Origin of the sequence: Bradyrhizobium sp. CCBAU 11361, assembly GCF_028128935.1 — a bacterium.
In the GTDB taxonomy this organism is placed as follows: domain Bacteria; phylum Pseudomonadota; class Alphaproteobacteria; order Rhizobiales; family Xanthobacteraceae; genus Bradyrhizobium; species Bradyrhizobium niftali.
Window position 1 is genome coordinate 1 of sequence record NZ_LBJZ01000135.1, and the last position, 17509, is coordinate 17509.

The 17509-nt window shown below is 59.2% G+C and carries 10 protein-coding genes and 2 pseudogenes; 8 read left to right on the plus strand and 4 right to left on the minus strand.

The genetic code is table 11. The features are described from left to right. Positions 1 to 261: 261 nt before the first annotated feature. A complete protein-coding gene (locus tag XI08_RS11450) occupies positions 262 to 504 on the plus strand; it encodes a hypothetical protein (RefSeq protein ID WP_135179025.1) in 243 nt (80 codons plus the stop codon). A gap of 370 nt (positions 505 to 874) precedes the next feature. Here the strand turns inward: XI08_RS11450 and XI08_RS11455 are convergent, their stop codons facing one another. Continuing rightward, positions 875 to 1990, minus strand: a complete 1116-nt coding sequence (locus tag XI08_RS11455) for a hypothetical protein (RefSeq protein WP_271574458.1) — start codon at positions 1988 to 1990, stop codon at positions 875 to 877. An 18-nt stretch (positions 1991 to 2008) separates the two neighbouring features. Here XI08_RS11455 and XI08_RS11460 point away from each other — a divergent pair, with 18 nt between their 5' ends. Both XI08_RS11460 and XI08_RS11465 read left to right on the plus strand, forming a co-directional pair. Continuing rightward, entirely contained in the window at positions 2009 to 2374 is a 366-nt protein-coding gene (locus XI08_RS11460; protein WP_235885958.1) for a hypothetical protein, read from the plus strand. A 1902-nt stretch (positions 2375 to 4276) separates the two neighbouring features. After that, a complete protein-coding gene (locus XI08_RS11465; RefSeq protein ID WP_271574459.1) occupies positions 4277 to 4690 on the plus strand; it encodes a hypothetical protein in 414 nt (137 codons plus the stop codon). Between the two features lie 878 nt (positions 4691 to 5568). On the opposite strand, the gene XI08_RS11470 is transcribed toward XI08_RS11465, so the two are convergent. Next, the gene (locus tag XI08_RS11470; protein ID WP_271574460.1) at positions 5569 to 7197 is read right to left on the minus strand and encodes a hypothetical protein; all 1629 of its coding nucleotides are present in this window, start codon (positions 7195 to 7197) and stop codon (positions 5569 to 5571) included. Between the two features lie 1281 nt (positions 7198 to 8478). Between XI08_RS11470 and XI08_RS11475 the strand changes: the two are divergent. The 5 genes and pseudogenes from XI08_RS11475 (at position 8479) to XI08_RS11495 (ending at position 15111) form a co-directional block, all read left to right on the plus strand. Then, a pseudogene (locus XI08_RS11475) lies at positions 8479 to 9470 on the plus strand (NAD-dependent epimerase/dehydratase family protein). A 23-nt stretch (positions 9471 to 9493) separates the two neighbouring features. Further along, positions 9494 to 10906, plus strand: coding sequence for a mannose-1-phosphate guanylyltransferase/mannose-6-phosphate isomerase (locus XI08_RS11480; protein ID WP_271574461.1), 1413 nt, complete (start codon positions 9494 to 9496; stop codon positions 10904 to 10906). A gap of 597 nt (positions 10907 to 11503) precedes the next feature. Continuing rightward, complete coding sequence (locus XI08_RS11485; RefSeq protein WP_271574462.1) at positions 11504 to 12514, plus strand: NAD-dependent epimerase; 1011 nt, start codon at positions 11504 to 11506, stop codon at positions 12512 to 12514. 252 nt (positions 12515 to 12766) lie between these two features. Further along, the gene (locus XI08_RS11490) at positions 12767 to 14080 is read left to right on the plus strand and encodes a UDP-glucose dehydrogenase family protein (RefSeq protein ID WP_271574463.1); all 1314 of its coding nucleotides are present in this window, start codon (positions 12767 to 12769) and stop codon (positions 14078 to 14080) included. Positions 14081 to 14220: 140 nt separating this feature from the next. Next, a complete protein-coding gene (locus XI08_RS11495) occupies positions 14221 to 15111 on the plus strand; it encodes an aldose 1-epimerase family protein (RefSeq protein WP_271574464.1) in 891 nt (296 codons plus the stop codon). A gap of 28 nt (positions 15112 to 15139) precedes the next feature. On the opposite strand, the pseudogene XI08_RS11500 reads toward XI08_RS11495, so the two are convergent. Further along, positions 15140 to 15274, minus strand: a pseudogene (locus XI08_RS11500) (IS5/IS1182 family transposase); the annotation flags it as partial. 1015 nt (positions 15275 to 16289) lie between these two features. Then, positions 16290 to 17509: acyltransferase family protein (locus XI08_RS11505; RefSeq protein ID WP_271574465.1), on the minus strand; the 1220-nt coding region annotated here is incomplete at its 5' end.

Sequence of the window (17509 nt, forward strand, 5' to 3'; positions counted from 1 at the left end):
TTCGCCACGAGCTCTCTCCTGTGTAGAGATTCGAGCTATCAACTAATGTGACGAACTTGCGTTCCAGATGACTAGTTTGGTTTTCACAAAAGAGCATTGTCTGTAAGCACGACCGTTGGGGGCCAGAGGATTATGCGAAATCTTATAATCGCTGCGTTGTTGGTTCAAATTCTTGCGTGCTATCCGTTACCGGTGTCAGCCGGGGGCACTTGCATCCTGCATCCGCAACCCTTCAAGCTGCGATCGGACACCATTCAGTGGTTGATCAAAATCAAGCCCGGCGCTGAATGTATTCAGGGACTACGCTGGTCGACGATCATGATTGACGCGATCGCGGTTGTAGACCCGCCGAAATCGGGCCGCCTTGTCTTGCAAGGCCCTTCATTCCGCTATTTTTCGGATCCGGCCGCACAGGGGGCCGACCATTTCAAGATTGTGATCAAGGGAACCTCGCTGCATATAGGCGGAACCTCGGCGATTGAGGTAGACGTCGCCTCACAGTAAATTGCGGTCGGTGGCGACGAAGGCCCGTTCACAAATCCTAGCGAGGCGCAAAGGTACGATTGCTGTTGAGAGCGGGGTTGGCCGAGGCCGCCGGGGGCACGCCTTGCCCGATGGGGTTCTGGAATGGATTGTTGCTAGGTTGGGTCGCTACGGGGGAACGCGAACCCCGCACGTAATTCTGGGACGTATTACTCTGCTGTCGGCCATTCGCATTCTGCTGCGTGCCTTGAGCAAACGCTGGAACAGTCACGAGCGAAATCAGAGCAGAGGTTAGCAACAGTTTAGCGGCACTCATAAGAGCCTCCACACGGGGCCGTATCAACCTAACGCCACCACTGGAGGTAGGTTGCATCCATTGCTTGGCAAGGGGTCATGGTTTCTTGCAGGCTGAATAAAAAGTGCCGCTGGTGATGATGACCCGCTCGATGCACTGCCGAGGATCCACAATGGCGCCTTCGACGCTGAAGTAATAGGACTGGCTTTTGAGGATCAGCGCGTACTGGCCGGGTGGAAGCTGCAGTGTCGGGTCCTCGCTATGGAGTCTGAACATCTCTGGACTATCTGGCACGGGAGAAGCCCGATATGGATAAGAGAAATTTCTGATGACCCAGGAGTCGTTATCGTCGAGCCGCTTGCCTGCCGACTCAGCCGAGAATTCGCGAGCAATCCTGGCGATTACGCGCACCTCGGCATGCTCCAATATGTTGGTAGTGGTTTCTCGCCGAAAGACAATGAACTCGGGACGTCCGTTTGGCAGGCTCACTTTGCCAGGCAGTCTGAATGCGGCAGAGACCGCGACCCTCGCATCTGGTGGCCGGCCGGGCAACAGCCGAAGTTCGGTCAAGGAATCGTCTCCGAGCGCATAGACGCCGTAGTCGGTCGGCCGCGGGAATGAAGGAGGCGGTGGGGACCGGTTCAAGGCCGTATTGGCCGTTGCGGAGGCGGGTGTCCCGACTGCTTTATGGGTAACCGCCTGTCCCCCCTGACTCTGGAGGGGCTGTCCCAGCGTCCTCAGGCTTTCGCGTTGCATCGCAACGGTAAAGACGGTTCCAACGATCAGCAGGACCACAGCGGTCCACGTCATGACAGTCCACAAGCGATGGCGGTCGGCTCCATTTGCCGGATGGCTCGGCCCGACGCCCGATTCGGGACCGGTTTCTCCTAGCGGCGGATTACGCGGCAAAGCCGAACTCAGCTGTGGTACCGGAGATGGTGCAGGCGGGCTGACTTGCTGCCGTGACAATTCCTCTACGCCGTGGATCGCAGTCTCGAGCGCACGTTTGGCGCGCTGGGTATCTGTCGGATTTGAATCAACGAGTTGTTCCTGAAGCTTATGGCGCGCCAGATCATAGACCGCCTGGCGCATAAGCTCAGGATCGGCCTTCACCGTTTCTATTATCCGAGCGATCACCAGCGCGAATTGAACCTCGTTAGAGGCCTGATTGGCGTCTTCTTCCTCGCGCTCCCGCAGCTCTTGCGAACTCATGCCGATTTGGGCGCTCCCGTGGCGGTTGGCCGCAACCTTATTTCAGTGTTCAAAATACCCCAAAAGAAACTAAAGTATTCGTCGGCGGCTTCAAGGAGCGGCTGTCTGTTCGGCAAGGAGAAGATGGTGACGTTCATACCAAGACGCGAAATCGCGGTGCTGGGCTTGGCTTACCTTGTCCTCGCTGCGACCGGAATTCCAGCATTTGCCGTCACCGCCGAGGTAGCCCGAAAGTGCAGCGCACTCATGGCCAAGCAGTTTCCGCCCCGCGAATCCGGCAACCCCGCAGCTGGAAGTACAAAGGGAAGCGGCCGCGATCAGCAAGCCTTTTTCAACAAGTGCGTTGCTAACGGGGGCAAGATCGACGATAGCAACGCGAAGTAAAGGGTATCCATTGGGAGCCGCTCGTTGCCCCTGGCAATAGCGCACTCACCCGTTCGGCGGTGGTGGCTCCGGGACGTTACCATCCTTTGCCATACATTCCCTGAAGTATGTTTGACGATCACCGCTTCCACGGACTGATCCCGGCCGCTTGTATGGATAGACAAGATAGGAATAGCGCATGCACTTCCTAGCAGTCTCGGCACTTGGGCTTGCAAACGCGTATTTACCCGGCAGGTCGAGAGTGACGGCGATGCCTATCCCCGCTAGGAGCCAAATCAGTTTCAGGGAATACATGTTTGCCATATCGCAGCCTGGAGAAGTGTCGGTCAATTTGAGGACTACGTGCTAGTGTGGAATCAGGACATTTCCGGTCAAGTGGGTGTACTTCGAGGTGATATCGGAATTGAGCCAGAAGGACCCTACGCGATAGTGCTCGTAACGAGCGCGAAGCACGGCGACACCAAGAGATCTAAGTCAGACAATGTCGTCGCGTGACGACGAGTTAGTCCAACGTCGTCGACGCGACAAGTGCTCGCGCAATGCAAACATTCTTGTTCTGCAGCAATTCGATAGCCGCTCCAGAAAAAAATGGACCACTGAGATTTCAAGAAATTCTTGCGCATGGAAAACGCCAAGGCGCTCAGCGCCCTGTACCTATATCGCCAGGGTAAGGAGCCCTCAGTGTGGTGAGCAAATTTAGGTAATCGCTCAACCTTAAGGCCCTGAGCGACGATACCCGCGCTACGGTCAAAAGGATTTTTGCGTAACGGCGGGCTCTCACCCGGATAACCTCGCGCGATCGCCTGAAACATCAATCTGGATCAACGAAACGCAAAACCAGCAAGACAGCCGCGCCGCCTGCAATAGCGGCCAGTACGACTAGCGGTAGAAATCTTTGTAGCCTTCGGAAGCTCGCGCGACTACCGCCGCCCGAACTACCGTACGTCAGGCGTAGCGCCAAGGTACCCAACCCTAGCGCCAAGCGGTCGAGCATGGATATGGAAGGCATTGCACGTCGCTCTTGAGGAGCGCTAGAATTTCGATTCGCTCAACCACAAGCTACGCAGGCTTCGACAATGTTCAACCCCAAATCTAAACCAACCTGCTCATTTTTTATCCATGCAAAGGCCACGCAATAGTCCGCGACCGGCCGTGTGGCCAAAGGCCTCAGCCTAACGCATTGTTTGCGGCTTGAGTCGCGCACTCTCTGAATTGGAAGGCCTCACTGCGTCGCCCTCAGAGAGGCTCTTTTGTGGAGGCTGACCACCAGCCCCCCGGGACGAGCGGTCGTCGGAATTGTCTGAGGGCGCAGAGGCAGAGAGAGTGTTGCCGCGGATGAGAAAAGCTGGTGGCCGGGTCATTCGCGGAGCGCCGAGATAGGGCTCATACTTGAGGTACTCAGTGTACCGCTTTCGCGAGACTGCTGCACGCGTGGCATAGCCCGCTCCGAAAAACAATGCGGCCACCACAAACAGTATCAAGAGACCGAGCACAGAGCACTCCAATCGGGTGTTGGCCATCCGTCGAATTCAGCGACAGCAAATTTCGCGCCACCAATCGGAAAAGTTCAAGCGGCGCCGCACCAGCGTCACTCGCTTGGGCCGCGCTGCATAGCCAATCGTTATATGCCCCATATGTCAATTCTGCTAACCAATGAGGCGGCACCGCGAAGGCGAATACGACCAATTAGCGTTTGGTCTTGGCGTTTCGGCGTCCACTCGAATATCAATGCTGGAAGTTCAAGAGCGCAGCTTGTGGTAGAGTTATATTTCGGGCGCTTCCGGAGGGCGATCCGCCTCTCCTTAATGCGAGATTCACCAACGGGCAAGCCGGCCCCCTGCTCCCTAACATATCGTTTAGCGGCATCGTCCATAGTGACGCCTCATGAAAAGGGGGGCGACCATGTCACGAATTTCATTTAGTGCAGCTATCGCTGCGATGCTGATGTTGCTCGCATCAGCGTCTGAAACCAAAGCCACACCTAATTGCTTGCGCGATAATAAGCCGTACAGGCTTGCGGGCGACACCATGGAATGGTCGATGACGATCGCGCCGGGGGCAGATTGCATCCAGGGACTTCGCTGGTCGACGATGCAGATCTACAAGGTTGAGGTGACGGAGAAGCCGAAGAGCGGCGAGATCGTCCTCGTCGGCCCTGGGTTCCGCTACTTCGCAAAACCGAACTTTTCGGGGACGGACAGATTCACCCTCCTCGTGGTGGGCAAGAACCGGCATGACGAAGGCACCTCGACGGTTGAGGTCACGGTGTCCCGGCCGAATGGCCCGCTGCTCGTCAGCGCCGTCGACCATCCGTAATGAGGCTGAGGCCCGTCGCCCAGTTGGTGCCCCACGCCAACGAACGGCGCGTTTCAGGTCGCGACGTGCTTGCCTTCTCCACCCGGCTTGGGGGCATGGGCTCAAGAGGCATCGGATCTGAATGCACAGGCCTTTGTCCGGGGTTGACCGGTCGACCGATACGGCCAGGAAGGGCCGGTCGGTGGCGGCCTCGTCGGCCGTCGATGTTGGCCCGCAGGGGCGCGAGGCTCCCGCCATGATTAATTGGCGACAAGGCTTCAGCCATGCCAGATTACCCGTGTGCTAGCAGCTGCTGCCCACGATCTGTCAGCGCAGATTTGTCCGGAGCTGTGATAGCTGTCTTCGTGGTCGGTGGCTCCCCAGGGTGATGCGCTCTCAAGCTCGGTCATGGTCGGGTCTGTTACGCCAGAAACGTCGTGTCCTAAGAGAGTGTGGCTCCGGACGGCGGAGTAAGAATTTGGTTGCAGCGATCGGACTTGGCCTATGGCATCAGATCGCGCCGGAATCCATGACGCGCCTCGCGCGTTGTAAGCTGAAGCTGTTGCGCATTCGCTACGTTCGTCTGGAGATGTTGGCCGCGATTTGGGAGTGCCCCGTCTCGGTGCGTCTACAACACCTCGCAGCCTTGAGCGCTATGAGCGAGCCGCCCTGGCGAAACAGAAGCGGTCGCTTCGACCCCTCAGACGCGAGGGCGGCTGAAGCACGAAGACAGATTGGCTTCGTTGCGGAATTTTCCGGCTGATGACGGTCATGATATCAAACTCGCCCGCGAAGCGGCACTCGAATCGGTCGAGGTTACCTTGTGCTGATCGCTCTGGACGTTGGTGATGGCTGCCGCACCCAAGTGACCGCATGGAGTGGCTGGGCGCGGCAGTGGATCAATGCTGCGGTCTGGTCAAAATTGAGTCCTGTGCCCAAGTGGCGCTATTCGACCCAGTTAACACCATCTGACCGGGCTCGACCCGACCGGCGTTACCGGCCAGATGTTGATTCAGAAGCGCAAAGCCGTGACTTGCCAGGAACGCTGCGGTCGAGCCGTCTACATGTGATGCCTCCGCCGCGGTGATCGGTGCTGTTACAGCGTTCAAACCGCCCCTCGCGGCGACCAAGTGCTCGATCTGACTCAACAAGGCAGAACTCTGGGCTGCCAGCCTCATGCTTGTGTGGGTCGCAGGCGTCGTCATTCCACCATTCGCGATCGAGTCGTGATGCTCGCTCCACCATCCATGTTCCGGGCCGGTGCCGGTCGCATGATCGGTCACGTTAGTCTGCGGCGGTGACGTTGGAGTCGGCACGGCCGCAGGAAGAGTGTCCGCGACAGCAACAACCGGTGTGTGCGATGAATCAGTAGCCACCAGTGCCGATTTGGATGTGGACGGAGATGTAGATGGAGGCGGGTCGCCGAAATATCTCGCCCACGCTGCGGCCTCCAGCGGCTTGTGGTCGGCGGCACTGGTGAAACGATATTGTCCATCGGAGTTCGAATCCCAGATGTTCACAAAGCTGACGTGGACCCCCGATTGATGCAGCGTGTCCGCCAGCCACTTCACGAATGTCGGATTGTCGCTGAGACGCGCGCCATCATTCGTGTTACCGGCACCAGTTTCGGCAATCGCGAACGGCTTGCCGGTTGATTTGGCGAGATTGATCAGCTCCTGAAGCGTCGTCGCATGGCCCACGCTACCATCGAGTGACCATTGGTTGGCGGCCGGGTAGGTGTAGTAATGTTGGAGGTTGACTGGATCCGACGCCCATTGCTGGACGCTAGAATCGTAGACCGGGTGGGACGAGTTGAGGACTTGCCCGCTCTTGTCCCAGTCATAGAGGTGCGTCGGCGAGCCGTAGGGAAAGACATCGCCATAGACGTCGGCGGCGATGATATCCACATACTGGTTCCCAGGGTAAGCAGTCTGGATGACGTTGCCGGCGTGGCTGTAGTTGACCACGCTCGGATTCCACGCCACCTGGACGCTCACTCCTTCGGCCTTGCCCGCGGCGTGCAAGACCGTGGAGATGTGCTGGAACGCCTTGACCCAATCCGCGCGTGTCGCGGCGTCGTTGCCGGCGTAGGACGGCATGCTGTCGATATTCATCTCCCAACCGGGCCGCCAGATCTGTGTCGCGAAACCGTGGTCAGCCCAGGTCTTGACCATGCCTTTCAGAACGGAATCGTATTTTCCGGCCGCGAAGTCCTTGTAAAACTGATCGGGAGTTCCCGAGCCTGGTGCGGTCGAAGTCATCGGCAACCCGATCACCGGCGTAACGCCTTTAAGCACGGGCGACTGGGCCATTGAGGCTGCATTCCAACTCGCCTGACCAACCCAACCTGAGATGGGCAGGCGCTGATCGCTATATTGGTCGAGGAATTGCGGCTTCGTTTTCATCAAGTCCGAGAAGGCGTTGAAGTTTGCTTCGAAACTCGCCTCCTCGGTCAAATCATAATAGTTCGGATTCCCGACAAAGACGCCGAGAGGAAAAGGCGTGGCACCGGTTGCGTTCTGAGCCATGTCTCTTGCTTGCTCCCCTTCTCTTTGCTTGATACCCGGCTGTTGACTCGTGTCTAATCAGCAAATGCGGGTTTCTGATGTCGTTACTGAACGCCCGTCATCGCAACCGTCACCGGCTATAAGCTCATGATCATTGAGCGGCTCTAGGAAGACGCACGAGAGAGTGGCAGCAAAGGCAGCCCGCCGGCCAAGGGGTCGTACTCAATAAGGATTCTCGCGTGGGCTCAATCGTGCATCAAGGTCTCTGGAGGAGACCCTGATGCGTGAGCAACTTTAAGACGCGGAGTGGAAGCGCCTTCTGGGCGGCCAACAGTGGGGCACTGGCGCAGGGCGCGCGCGTCTCGCTCGGTGTGACCGTCATCGGCCACACCGAGTAGGGGGCTGCTTTGTCGGTGGATAGGTCTGCCCGGCTGCTCAAGCGGCGGCGCCACCACCCCGCAAACTTTCGGTTCCTCGCGGCTCGGCACGGCGGATTACGCTCGTCGTAGATATCGATGTATCAGAGAATTCGAAATCACCGAGGGCGCAAGGCTTAGATCCCGACAAGATCGCAACCCGCATACTCCATTCGAAGGCCACGTAAGATCTGTTACCCTGATAGACGGGATAAATAATCCTGGTGCAGGCAGGTCGGTCTTGCGCCGCCATCAAACAACACTGTAATGCGGTGCTACGAAGGCTAACTTCGACGACCGTACCGGTCTTGTCAGCCAGGTTTGGGCACCGAAGGGCACCAAGCTCGCTTAACTTGCAGCGGGTGCCGACGACAAACTACGCAAACATGCTAGAATACATTCCATCCGAAATTTTTGCAACTTGCGGTAAATGCCACAAGTCCGTGACGCCTGGCAATCTGTGGTGCAGCAGATCCGACCGACCGAGATCTACAACCTTGCGGAGCCTCGCGTCGCTCGCGAGCAAGCGCTCCATTGCTTTGATCAATTCGGCGGCGGAACGCCGAACGTCCGTGAGCGACTGTGACAGGAATCTGCCGTTGATGGAGAGTTTCGAAGCCGATCTTTTTTCTAAGCGGGTATTTCGCGCGAACGATGCCTCAAGAGTGGGCAATCGCGCCGAATATACGATCTATGAGGTGTGCACATCTGACGCTATGGTCCGAGCGTCCTGGCAGGCGGATAGCATGCGACAATGCATGACGCCATCATGTTTCCTACACATTTCGATGCGCTTACAGAGACCCGCTTGGTTTGATGATTGTCTTGGTCGTCATGTCCTTGCCTCTCATGTCTTGGTCTGGCATTGCTTCGCTGAATGAATGAGATGACAAGTTTTCGGCCAGTGATCGTGACCGGCGCCGCCGGCTTCGTCGGAATGCACGTTTGTGAACGGCTGTTGGCGCGTGGCGAACGGGTCGTTGGTATCGACTCGTTCACGCCATATTACGATCCAGCATTGAAACGTGCGCGACTCGAAACGCTCAACCACCGTCCCTGTTTCAGCTTCTACGAGATCGACCTCGCAGACTTTGCCGCGGTGACGCGTGTGTTCGACGAGGTCTCGCCCGATCGCGTCGTTCACCTGCCGGCTCAGCCGGGGGTGCGTGCCTTGATCGACGATCCCATCACCAGCATCCGCGCCAATTGTGACGGCTTTCTCATTGTGCTCGAAGCCGGCCGCCGCCATGGTGTCGCGCATCTTGTCTACGCCTCGTCGAGTTCCGTGTATTGCGCCAATCGCACCTTGCCGTACTCAACCGAGCATTCGGTGAATCATCCGGTCGGCCTTTATGCCGCGAGCAAGAAGGCCAACGAACTGATGGCGCATACGTTCGCGCATGTTCACGGACTGTCGGTGACCGGTCTCCGATTCTTCACGGTCTACGGTCCGTGGGGACGGCCCGACATGGCCGCCTATCTGTTCACGCGTGCGATCTTCGCCAATGAGCCGATCAAGATTTTCAATAATGGCAACATGTGGCCTGACTTCACCTATGTCGACGACATCGTCGAAGGCGTGATCCGCACGCTCGATCGGCCCGCGACACCGAATCCCGCGTGGAACGCCGAGCAGCCGGAATGCTCGACGAGTTACGCGCCGTATCTCGTCTACAACATCGGCAACAACAGGTCGGTCAATCCGATGACGCTGGAAAAGATCATCGGCAAGCCCGCGATCCGCCAGCTTCTGCCGATGCGAGCCGGCGACGTCCTGGAGACACGCGCCGACATTTCGGCCTTGCAACGCGACGGACGCCGCTTGCAGAGGGCCTCGGCCGCTTTGTCGAATGGTATCGACAGTATCACCGTGTATAACCCCTCACATGAGTAGCTCGCACGTGTCTCAAAAAATTATCCCCCTGATCATGTGCGGCGGTGCCGGCACGCGGCTGTGGCCGGCCTCGCGCGAGGTGCGCCCCAAGCAATTCCTGCCGCTGTTCGGCACCCGCTCGATCTTCCAGGACACGCTGCTGCGGGTCTTGGACGCCTCGCTGTTCGATCGTCCGATCGTCATCACCAATGCGTCCTACCGCTTCATGGTGCTGGAGCAGCTCGCCGAGATCGGCATCGAGGCCGACGTGATCCTCGAGCCGATGCGACGCGACTCCGGCCCCGCGATCGCCGCGGGCGCGGTGTTCGCGCAGAACCGCGCCAGTGATGCGATCGTGCTCGCGCTCGCCGCCGATCACGTGGTGCAGGACAAGGCCGCCTTCGTCGCCGCCTGCCGCGAAGGTCTTAACGCCGCGAGCGCCGGACGCATCGTCACCTTCGGCGTCAAGCCGGAGCGGCCGGCGACCGAGTACGGTTATATCAGCCCGGGCGAGGTGATCTCCGGCGAGGTGCACGCGGTCGCGCGCTTCGTCGAGAAGCCGGACGCGGTGAAGGCGGCCGACTACGTCAATTCGGGCTATCTCTGGAACAGCGGCAACTTCATGTTCCCGGCGACCGTCCTGCTCGACGAATACCGCAGGGTCGATGCGGCCAGCGTGGAGGCGGTCGCCAATGCGGTCACCAACGCCGGCCGCGATCTCGGCTTCGTGACGCTGGAGCCGGAGGCGTTCGGTTCGGCGAAGGCGATCTCGATCGACTACGCGGTGATGGAGAAGACCTCGCGCGCGGCCGTCGTGCCGGTGTCATGCGGCTGGTCCGACGTCGGCTCCTGGCACGCGGTGTGGGAATTGTCGGAGAAGGACGCGCTAGGCAACGCCGCGGACGGCGCCGCGGTGTTCGAGGATTCGCGCAACTGCAACGTCACCACCGATGCCGCGCTGGTCGCGCTCGAGGGCGTCGACGATCTCGTCGTGGTCGCGACCGCTGATGCGGTGCTCGTGTCGCGCCAGAAGGATGCCAACGGCCTGAAGCGGCTGGTGTCCAAGCTCAAGGCGGTCGCGCCCAAGGTCACCGAGGAGCACCTCAAGGTGCACCGGCCCTGGGGCAGCTACCAGTCGGTCGACAATGGCGAGCGCCACCAGGTCAAGCGCATCGTGGTCAAGCCCGGCGGGCGGCTGTCGCTGCAGAAGCACCACCATCGTGCCGAGCACTGGATCGTGGTGCGTGGGGCCGCCCGGGTCACCGTCAACGAGACGGTGAAGACCGTGCACGAGAACGAGTCGATCTACATCCCGATGGGCGCGGTGCACCGGATGGAGAATCCCGGCAAAATCATGCTGGAGCTGATCGAGGTCCAGACCGGCAGCTATCTCGGGGAAGACGACATCATCCGGATTGAAGACGACTATCAAAGGTCGTGACCAGCAACATTGGTCTGCTTGAAACACAAGCGGGTCGACAAGCGCTCGAAGTTAGAACTCGGCGGCGGCCCAGGCCATTCAGGCGTAAGAGCTGAAGCGTCGGCCTAATAACCTCCTTTCAAATAAGGTCATACATTCGAAGAATGAAATGTCCAGAAGGGCCGTCAAACTCTCCCACGCGATCTCCTAGTAAATATCCATGCGATCAAGCACCAAATGGCCCAGCCTATTGCACCAATCTATGCGGTCATCACGACACCAACGATGATGAAGAACGCAATTGGCAAAAGGAGATCGCCAATTCGCCAAGGACGGCGAACGGATGCAAACGTTCGGTCAGTTTTTCAATCAAGCATTTCGTCGTTGCGTTCGTTGCAAGGACATATCTACTCCGTGGCAGGTCGACGACTCTTGGGTGGAATTAACCTCTCCAGTCAACCTTAAGAGGGGCAACGCGCACTTTCTCGAATATAGGTAATCTACGAGCGGGTTCCCCCAGGGACAGTTGCTTTTGTCTCCTCAAGGAGGTGATTGTCCAAACCTTGCCTCTCATGTCCTGGTCTGGCATTGTTTCGAGCAATGAATGAGAGGACAAATTTGCGGTCAGTGATCGTTACCGGTGCTGCCGGCTTTATCGGAATGCACGTTTGTGAACGGCTGTTGGCGCGTGGCGAGCAGGTCGTTGGCATCGATGCGCTCACTCCGTATTACGATCCCGCGCTGAAACGTGCGCGCCTCGCAACGCTCGAACACCGTCCGGGGTTCAGTTTCCACGAGATCGATCTTGCGGATTTCGCCGCGGTGACGCGCGTTTTCGCCGAGGTCTCGCCCGATCGCGTCGTGCATCTGGCGGCGCAGCCCGGCGTGCGTGCGTCGATCGACGATCCCATCACCAGCATCCGCGCCAATTGTGACGGCTTTGTCACCGTGCTCGAAGCCGGCCGGCGCCATGGTGTGGCGCATCTCGTCTACGCATCGTCGAGCTCCGTCTACGGCGCCAACCGCACCTTGCCGTATTCGACCGAGCATTCGGTGAACCACCCGATCAGCCTTTACGCCGCGAGCAAGAAGGCCAACGAACTGATGGCGCACACCTTCGCGCATGTTCACAAGCTGCCGGTGACCGGTCTGCGCTTCTTCACCGTCTACGGTCCGTGGGGCCGGCCCGACATGGCCGCCTGGCTGTTCACGCGCGCCATCTTCGCGAATGAGCCGATCAAGATTTTCAATAATGGCGACATGTGGCGCGACTTCACCTATGTCGACGACATCGTCGAAGGCGTGATCCGCACCCTCGACCGCCCCGCGACACCGAATCCCGCGTGGAACGCGGAAGCGCCGGAAAATTCGTCGAGCTATGCACCGTATCGGGTCTACAACATCGGCAACAACCGTTCGGTCAAGCTGATCGAGTTTGTCGAGACGCTGGAGAAGATCATCGGCAAGCCGGCGATCCGCAAGCTGCTGCCGATGCAGGCTGGCGATGTCCTGGAGACCAGAGCCGACATTTCCGCCCTCCAGCGGGACGTCGGTTTCTCGCCCTCGACGTCGATCGCGGACGGCCTTGGCCGCTTCGTCGAATGGTATCGGAAGTACCATGGCGTGTGATCCCGCGATCCGTGCCAACGCCGTGTTCCGCACCGGGACGCCGATGGTTACGTGCAGCGCACCTGTCGCATATGTCGACTGCATTGCGTGCATGCGGCGCGTTCTGGGAAATGTCCGCCGTTGCCTCGCGCAAAGCGGTGAAGGTTTGTTCGGCAGGTGATGCAGGCTGCCCTAATGTTGGGCGAGCGGTCGGATAGAGAAATGGTCTAGGGTGTTCAGTGGAACATCCGTCTTCAACGGAAAGAGTTTTTCATGCGAATCGCGATGATCGGAACGGGCTATGTGGGACTGGTGTCCGGAGCCTGCTTTGCGGATTTCGGTCACGACGTCACCTGCGTCGACAAGGACGAGAAGAAGATCGCGGCGCTCCATCGCGGCGAGATCCCGATCTACGAGCCCGGGCTCGACGAGCTGGTCGCGAGCAATGTCAAGGCCAAGCGGCTCGACTTCACCACCGACCTGTCCAAGCCGGTCGCCGATGCCGATGCCGTCTTCATCGCGGTCGGCACGCCCTCGCGTCGCGGCGATGGCCACGCCGATCTGTCCTACGTCTATGCCGCCGCGAAAGAGATCGCGCAGTCGCTGTCCGGCTTCACCGTCGTGGTGACGAAATCGACCGTGCCGGTCGGCACCGGCGACGAGGTCGAGCGCATCATCCGCGAGACCAATCCGTTAGCCGACGTCGTCGTCGCCTCCAACCCCGAATTCCTGCGTGAGGGCGCGGCGATCCGCGACTTCAAGTATCCCGATCGTGTCGTGGTCGGCACCTCCGACGAGCGCGGCCGCAAGGTGATGGGCGACATCTATCGTCCGCTGTCGCTGAATCAGGCGCCGCTGATGTTCACGGCGCGCCGCACCGCCGAGATGATCAAATACGCCGCGAACGCGTTCCTCGCGACCAAGATCACCTTCATCAACGAGATCGCCGATCTATCCGAAAAAGTCGGCGCCAACGTGCAGGAGGTCGCGCGCGGCATCGGCCTGGACAACCGCATCGGCACCAAGTTCCTGCACGCAGGTCCCGGCTTCGGCGGCTCGTGCTTTCCGAAGGACACCAAGGCGCTGATCAAGATCGCGCAGGACTACGACGTGTCCCTGCGCATCGTCGAATCCGTGCTCGCCGTCAACGAGAACCGCAAGCGCGCGATGGCGCGCAAGGTGAGCCAGGCGCTCGGCGGTTCGCTGCGCGGCAAGACCGTCGCCGTGCTCGGCCTCACCTTCAAGCCCGACACCGACGACATGCGCGATGCGCCGTCGATCCCGCTGGTGACCGGCCTGATCGACATGGGCGCGAAGGTGAAGGCCTTCGATCCCGTCGGGATGGAGCAGGCCAAGGGCGAGCTGCCCAGCATCACCTATTGCGAGGACGCCTATTCCTGCGCGCAAGGCGCCGATGCGCTCGTCATCGTCACCGAATGGGTGCAGTTCCGCGCGCTGGATCTCGACCGGCTGAAGGCGACCATGGCGCAGCCCATCATCGTCGATCTGCGCAACATCTACCGCCCCGAAGAGATGGAAGCGGCCGGCTTCGTCTATGAGAGCGTCGGGCGGTCGCCTCAGGCCTAGCACGCCGCGGAGAGCTGAGCTTTCGCGACCTTTCGCCCGCCTCCTCCCGAGGCGGGCGAAATAGTCTCCGATGCGATAAGATCGATCACAGAGGCAACGGCGCCCGGCCCGCCAGCCTTGCCGCCGCTATGGAGATTGTCATGACCGACGACACGCACACGATCCGCAGCGGCGGGCTGACCGCGACCATCAAGGCGCACGGCGCCGAGATGTGCTCGCTGATGAGCGATGCCGGCATCGAATTCGTCTGGCAGGCCGCACCGGCCTGGCCGCGCCACGCGCCGTTGCTGTTTCCGATCGTCGGGCGTCTCGCCAACGACGAATTGCGGCATCGGGGCAAGACGTACCGGATGACCCAGCACGGCTTTGCGCGCGATAGCCGCTTCGCGTGGGCTGAGCTCGGCGAGAGCCGCTGTGTGCTGGTGCTCGAAGACAGCGAGACGACGCGCGCGCTCTATCCGTTCGCGTTCCGCCTGACGGCCACCTATGCGATCGACGCCGCCGGTCTCGATCTCTCGCTCACGATCGCCAACACTGGCCAGGAGACATTGCCGGCGTCGCTCGGCGGCCATCCCGCGTTCAACTGGCCGCTCCAGCCCGGCGTGCCCAAGGAAGACTATGCACTGACCTTCGCGAGCGCGGAGTCGTTTCCCGTCCGCCGTCTCGACGGCGGCTTGTTGCGCGCGGCAACGGAGCCAAGTCCGGTCAGCGGCACGGTGCTTCCGCTGTCCGAATCCCTGTTCGTCGATGATGCCGTCATCTTCGACCGCATCGACAGCCATTCGGTGCGTTATGCGGCCGGGCCGGGCGCATCCAGCGGGCCCTGGCTGAAAATGTCCTGGCACGGCTTTCGTGAGCTTGGCGTCTGGTCGAAACCATCAGGCGCGCCCTTTCTCTGCATCGAGCCATGGCGCGGCTATGCCAGTCCGGCCGGTTTTGACGGCGAGTTCAGCGACAAGCCCGGCCTGATGCATATCGCAGCCGGCGCGGAGGAGCGCTTGTCGTTCCGGATCGAGGTCGCCTCATCCTGAGAGCCTGACTCAAAAAGCGTAGGCGTTTTCAGGGTCTGGCCAAGCGGCGAGTTAGGAGCCTCAGATGGACGGCGAGCAACCAGGCTAGCTCGGTGGCGGCAGAGCCTTCGAAGTCTTTGGAGAGGCGACGACATCTGCCGAACCATGCAAAGGTACGCTCGACGCCTCGCGGCCGAACCGAAGGAATGAGACCCTCTGACCGCCGTCGAGCACGAGCTTGCGCGGGCTCCGACGTTCCTGGGTTGGCCAAGTCTGAAATTTGAAAACTTGAGATGCGTCAAATCGACAGGACCCCCTCCCATCTAAATTTTCTTCATGTGGGCAAGAACAGTTGTGGGGTTTTCAATCCTTTGTATTGCTGTCCTGGACGATGTTTCGGCAAAGGCCGACGTCTTGGGCGGGTCCTGCGGCGCAAAGGAGCAGGCGCTACGCAATGCAGGATTTGGTCATGCTCCCAACGGTCTTCCGATTGGGACTGTAGGCTCGGGGCCGGGTTCGCCTGAAGAGCCTTGGTGTACCGTTAATTGTGCTCGACCTTCCCTATCATTTCGTCCCATGCAACGTTCGCGCGGCCATAGAACATCCCGCCGCTGGCGCTAGCTTTTCCGCTGCGCCAGCCCTGAAGGAGTGGCGGACGGCTGGTCCCGAAGGGGATGGCAGTGTTGCAACTTGAGATTCATCAACTCGAAGGAGACCGCCCCACGTAAGGTGAAAACGGCGATCAGGGGACGACCTGTCTTGAAACGCGGCCCGTTGCCAACGCAGCAATAATGCATCTTCAAAGCCCAGATTCTGGCGCGCTGCCAATGTTAGGCGCAATCATATTGGTTGCCACGTCGGCGATCTCTTTTGCCGCCGGATATGGTGTCAGAGAGGTGATCTCGAGACGCCGACGCGCAACTTACCTGAAGTATAAGCCGTATCTTCTACAACCCTCTTGCGAAGTGCCAACGTTTCTCCTTCGTGCGGCGGAAGAAAGACGAGTCACCTCTTCCGGGCGATCGCGGTCAAGGGGCTCCTAAGTCGATCAGAAAAATCTGCCCTGAAGGAAGTTGATCGCTCCCCTGAGGGGAGCGAGCCGGTAGCCCTGAGGGAGTTAGCTTTTAAGGTTGAGCGGTGAGGCTAATATCACCAATCGATTGTCGGCCGCTCCCGTGACCGGCTATGTCCCTGCTCCTTCAAGGAAGTGGAATGTTCCAAAGGCCCATCTTGTAGCGGAGTGCGGGACGTTCGATTGCCCACCAGGACAAATAGCCAGCGAGGTAAGCTGCGGAAAGCGCCCCCAAGAATATCAGGCTCCAAGATGCGTCAGGCCCAACTCCGGCCCTCATCAATTGTTCGGCCGGCCAGCCATAGAGATACGTTCCATAGGAAATGTCTCCTACTTGTCTCAGTGTCGGAAGGCTTAGCCGTTGTGATGTCCCGATCAGGAGGATGACCGGTGCGCCGGCTAAAGGAAAAATCTGCAACATTGCATTGTAGCGGTACGCCACGCAGAAGGTGAGAAGTGCAGCGACCATGCTGGCGAGGCGGAAAACTGAGTTCTTGTGCTGGAGTTTGAGCGAGGAAAAGGCCGCACCTGCGAAAAACGCCGGAGCCACCAGCAGGAAATCACCAATCGTCGCGGAATTTGGGGTCAATCCGGTGACTGATATCAGCACCATACTCATGCAGATCAACACGAGAACCCAAGCATTGAGCGCGCCCAAAAGCCCTATTAGGCCAAGCAGAACATAACAGGCTAATTCATGAAAAATCGTCCACAGCGAACCGTTGATCATGCCTCCGAGCCAGCCGCTCGGCTCGTCATACAATGTGACGGAGGGCATACCCGGCGGCTTGCCTGGCCACCACAGATTTCCGAGGAAGTACCGGATGCCTTCTGATGATGTGAAGAAGTTCACAGTGCCCTTGGTACTGAAGAGCGGCCCGATAACGAAAGCGCTTATGGCGAGACAAACGGCGAGGGCAGGATAGATCCTGAGAAACCGACGCCAAAAGTAGTTGAGCACAGATGGTGAATTGAGAAGGCTCAGTGTTACCAGAAATCCGCTAATGAAGAAGAATGTGAATACGCCATAGATACCCAGAATATTGCCTTTACCTAAGAGTTTCACCAGCGGCTCGCCGGCCTCATCGCCGTTGGCAATTAGGAAGGCATGGGAGAAAATGACGGAACTCGCAGCAATCAGTCTGATCAGATTGAAGTTTGGATAGTCCAGACGTTGAGTGGGCAACTCGCAACCCTCTATGCTCACAAAATTTGCGCTGGCGTCGCGGCTTTTTGGCCGAGCGGTTAGCGCCCTATTGGAGCATATTGATTCATCAGATGTCGATGGATTGTCCACTCCCTCAGGGATAGTGCGTCCAATGCGTTGAAGAGCAACGCTTGCCAAGC

Coding starts and splice junctions, on each gene's coding strand:
- XI08_RS11470 (WP_271574460.1), bottom strand. CDS start 7,197: ATGGCTCAGAACGCAACCGGTGCCACGCCTTTTCCTCTCGGCGTCTTT.
- XI08_RS11465 (WP_271574459.1), top strand. CDS start 4,277: ATGTCACGAATTTCATTTAGTGCAGCTATCGCTGCGATGCTGATGTTG.
- XI08_RS11495 (WP_271574464.1), top strand. CDS start 14,221: ATGACCGACGACACGCACACGATCCGCAGCGGCGGGCTGACCGCGACC.
- XI08_RS11455 (WP_271574458.1), bottom strand. CDS start 1,990: ATGAGTTCGCAAGAGCTGCGGGAGCGCGAGGAAGAAGACGCCAATCAG.
- XI08_RS11490 (WP_271574463.1), top strand. CDS start 12,767: ATGCGAATCGCGATGATCGGAACGGGCTATGTGGGACTGGTGTCCGGA.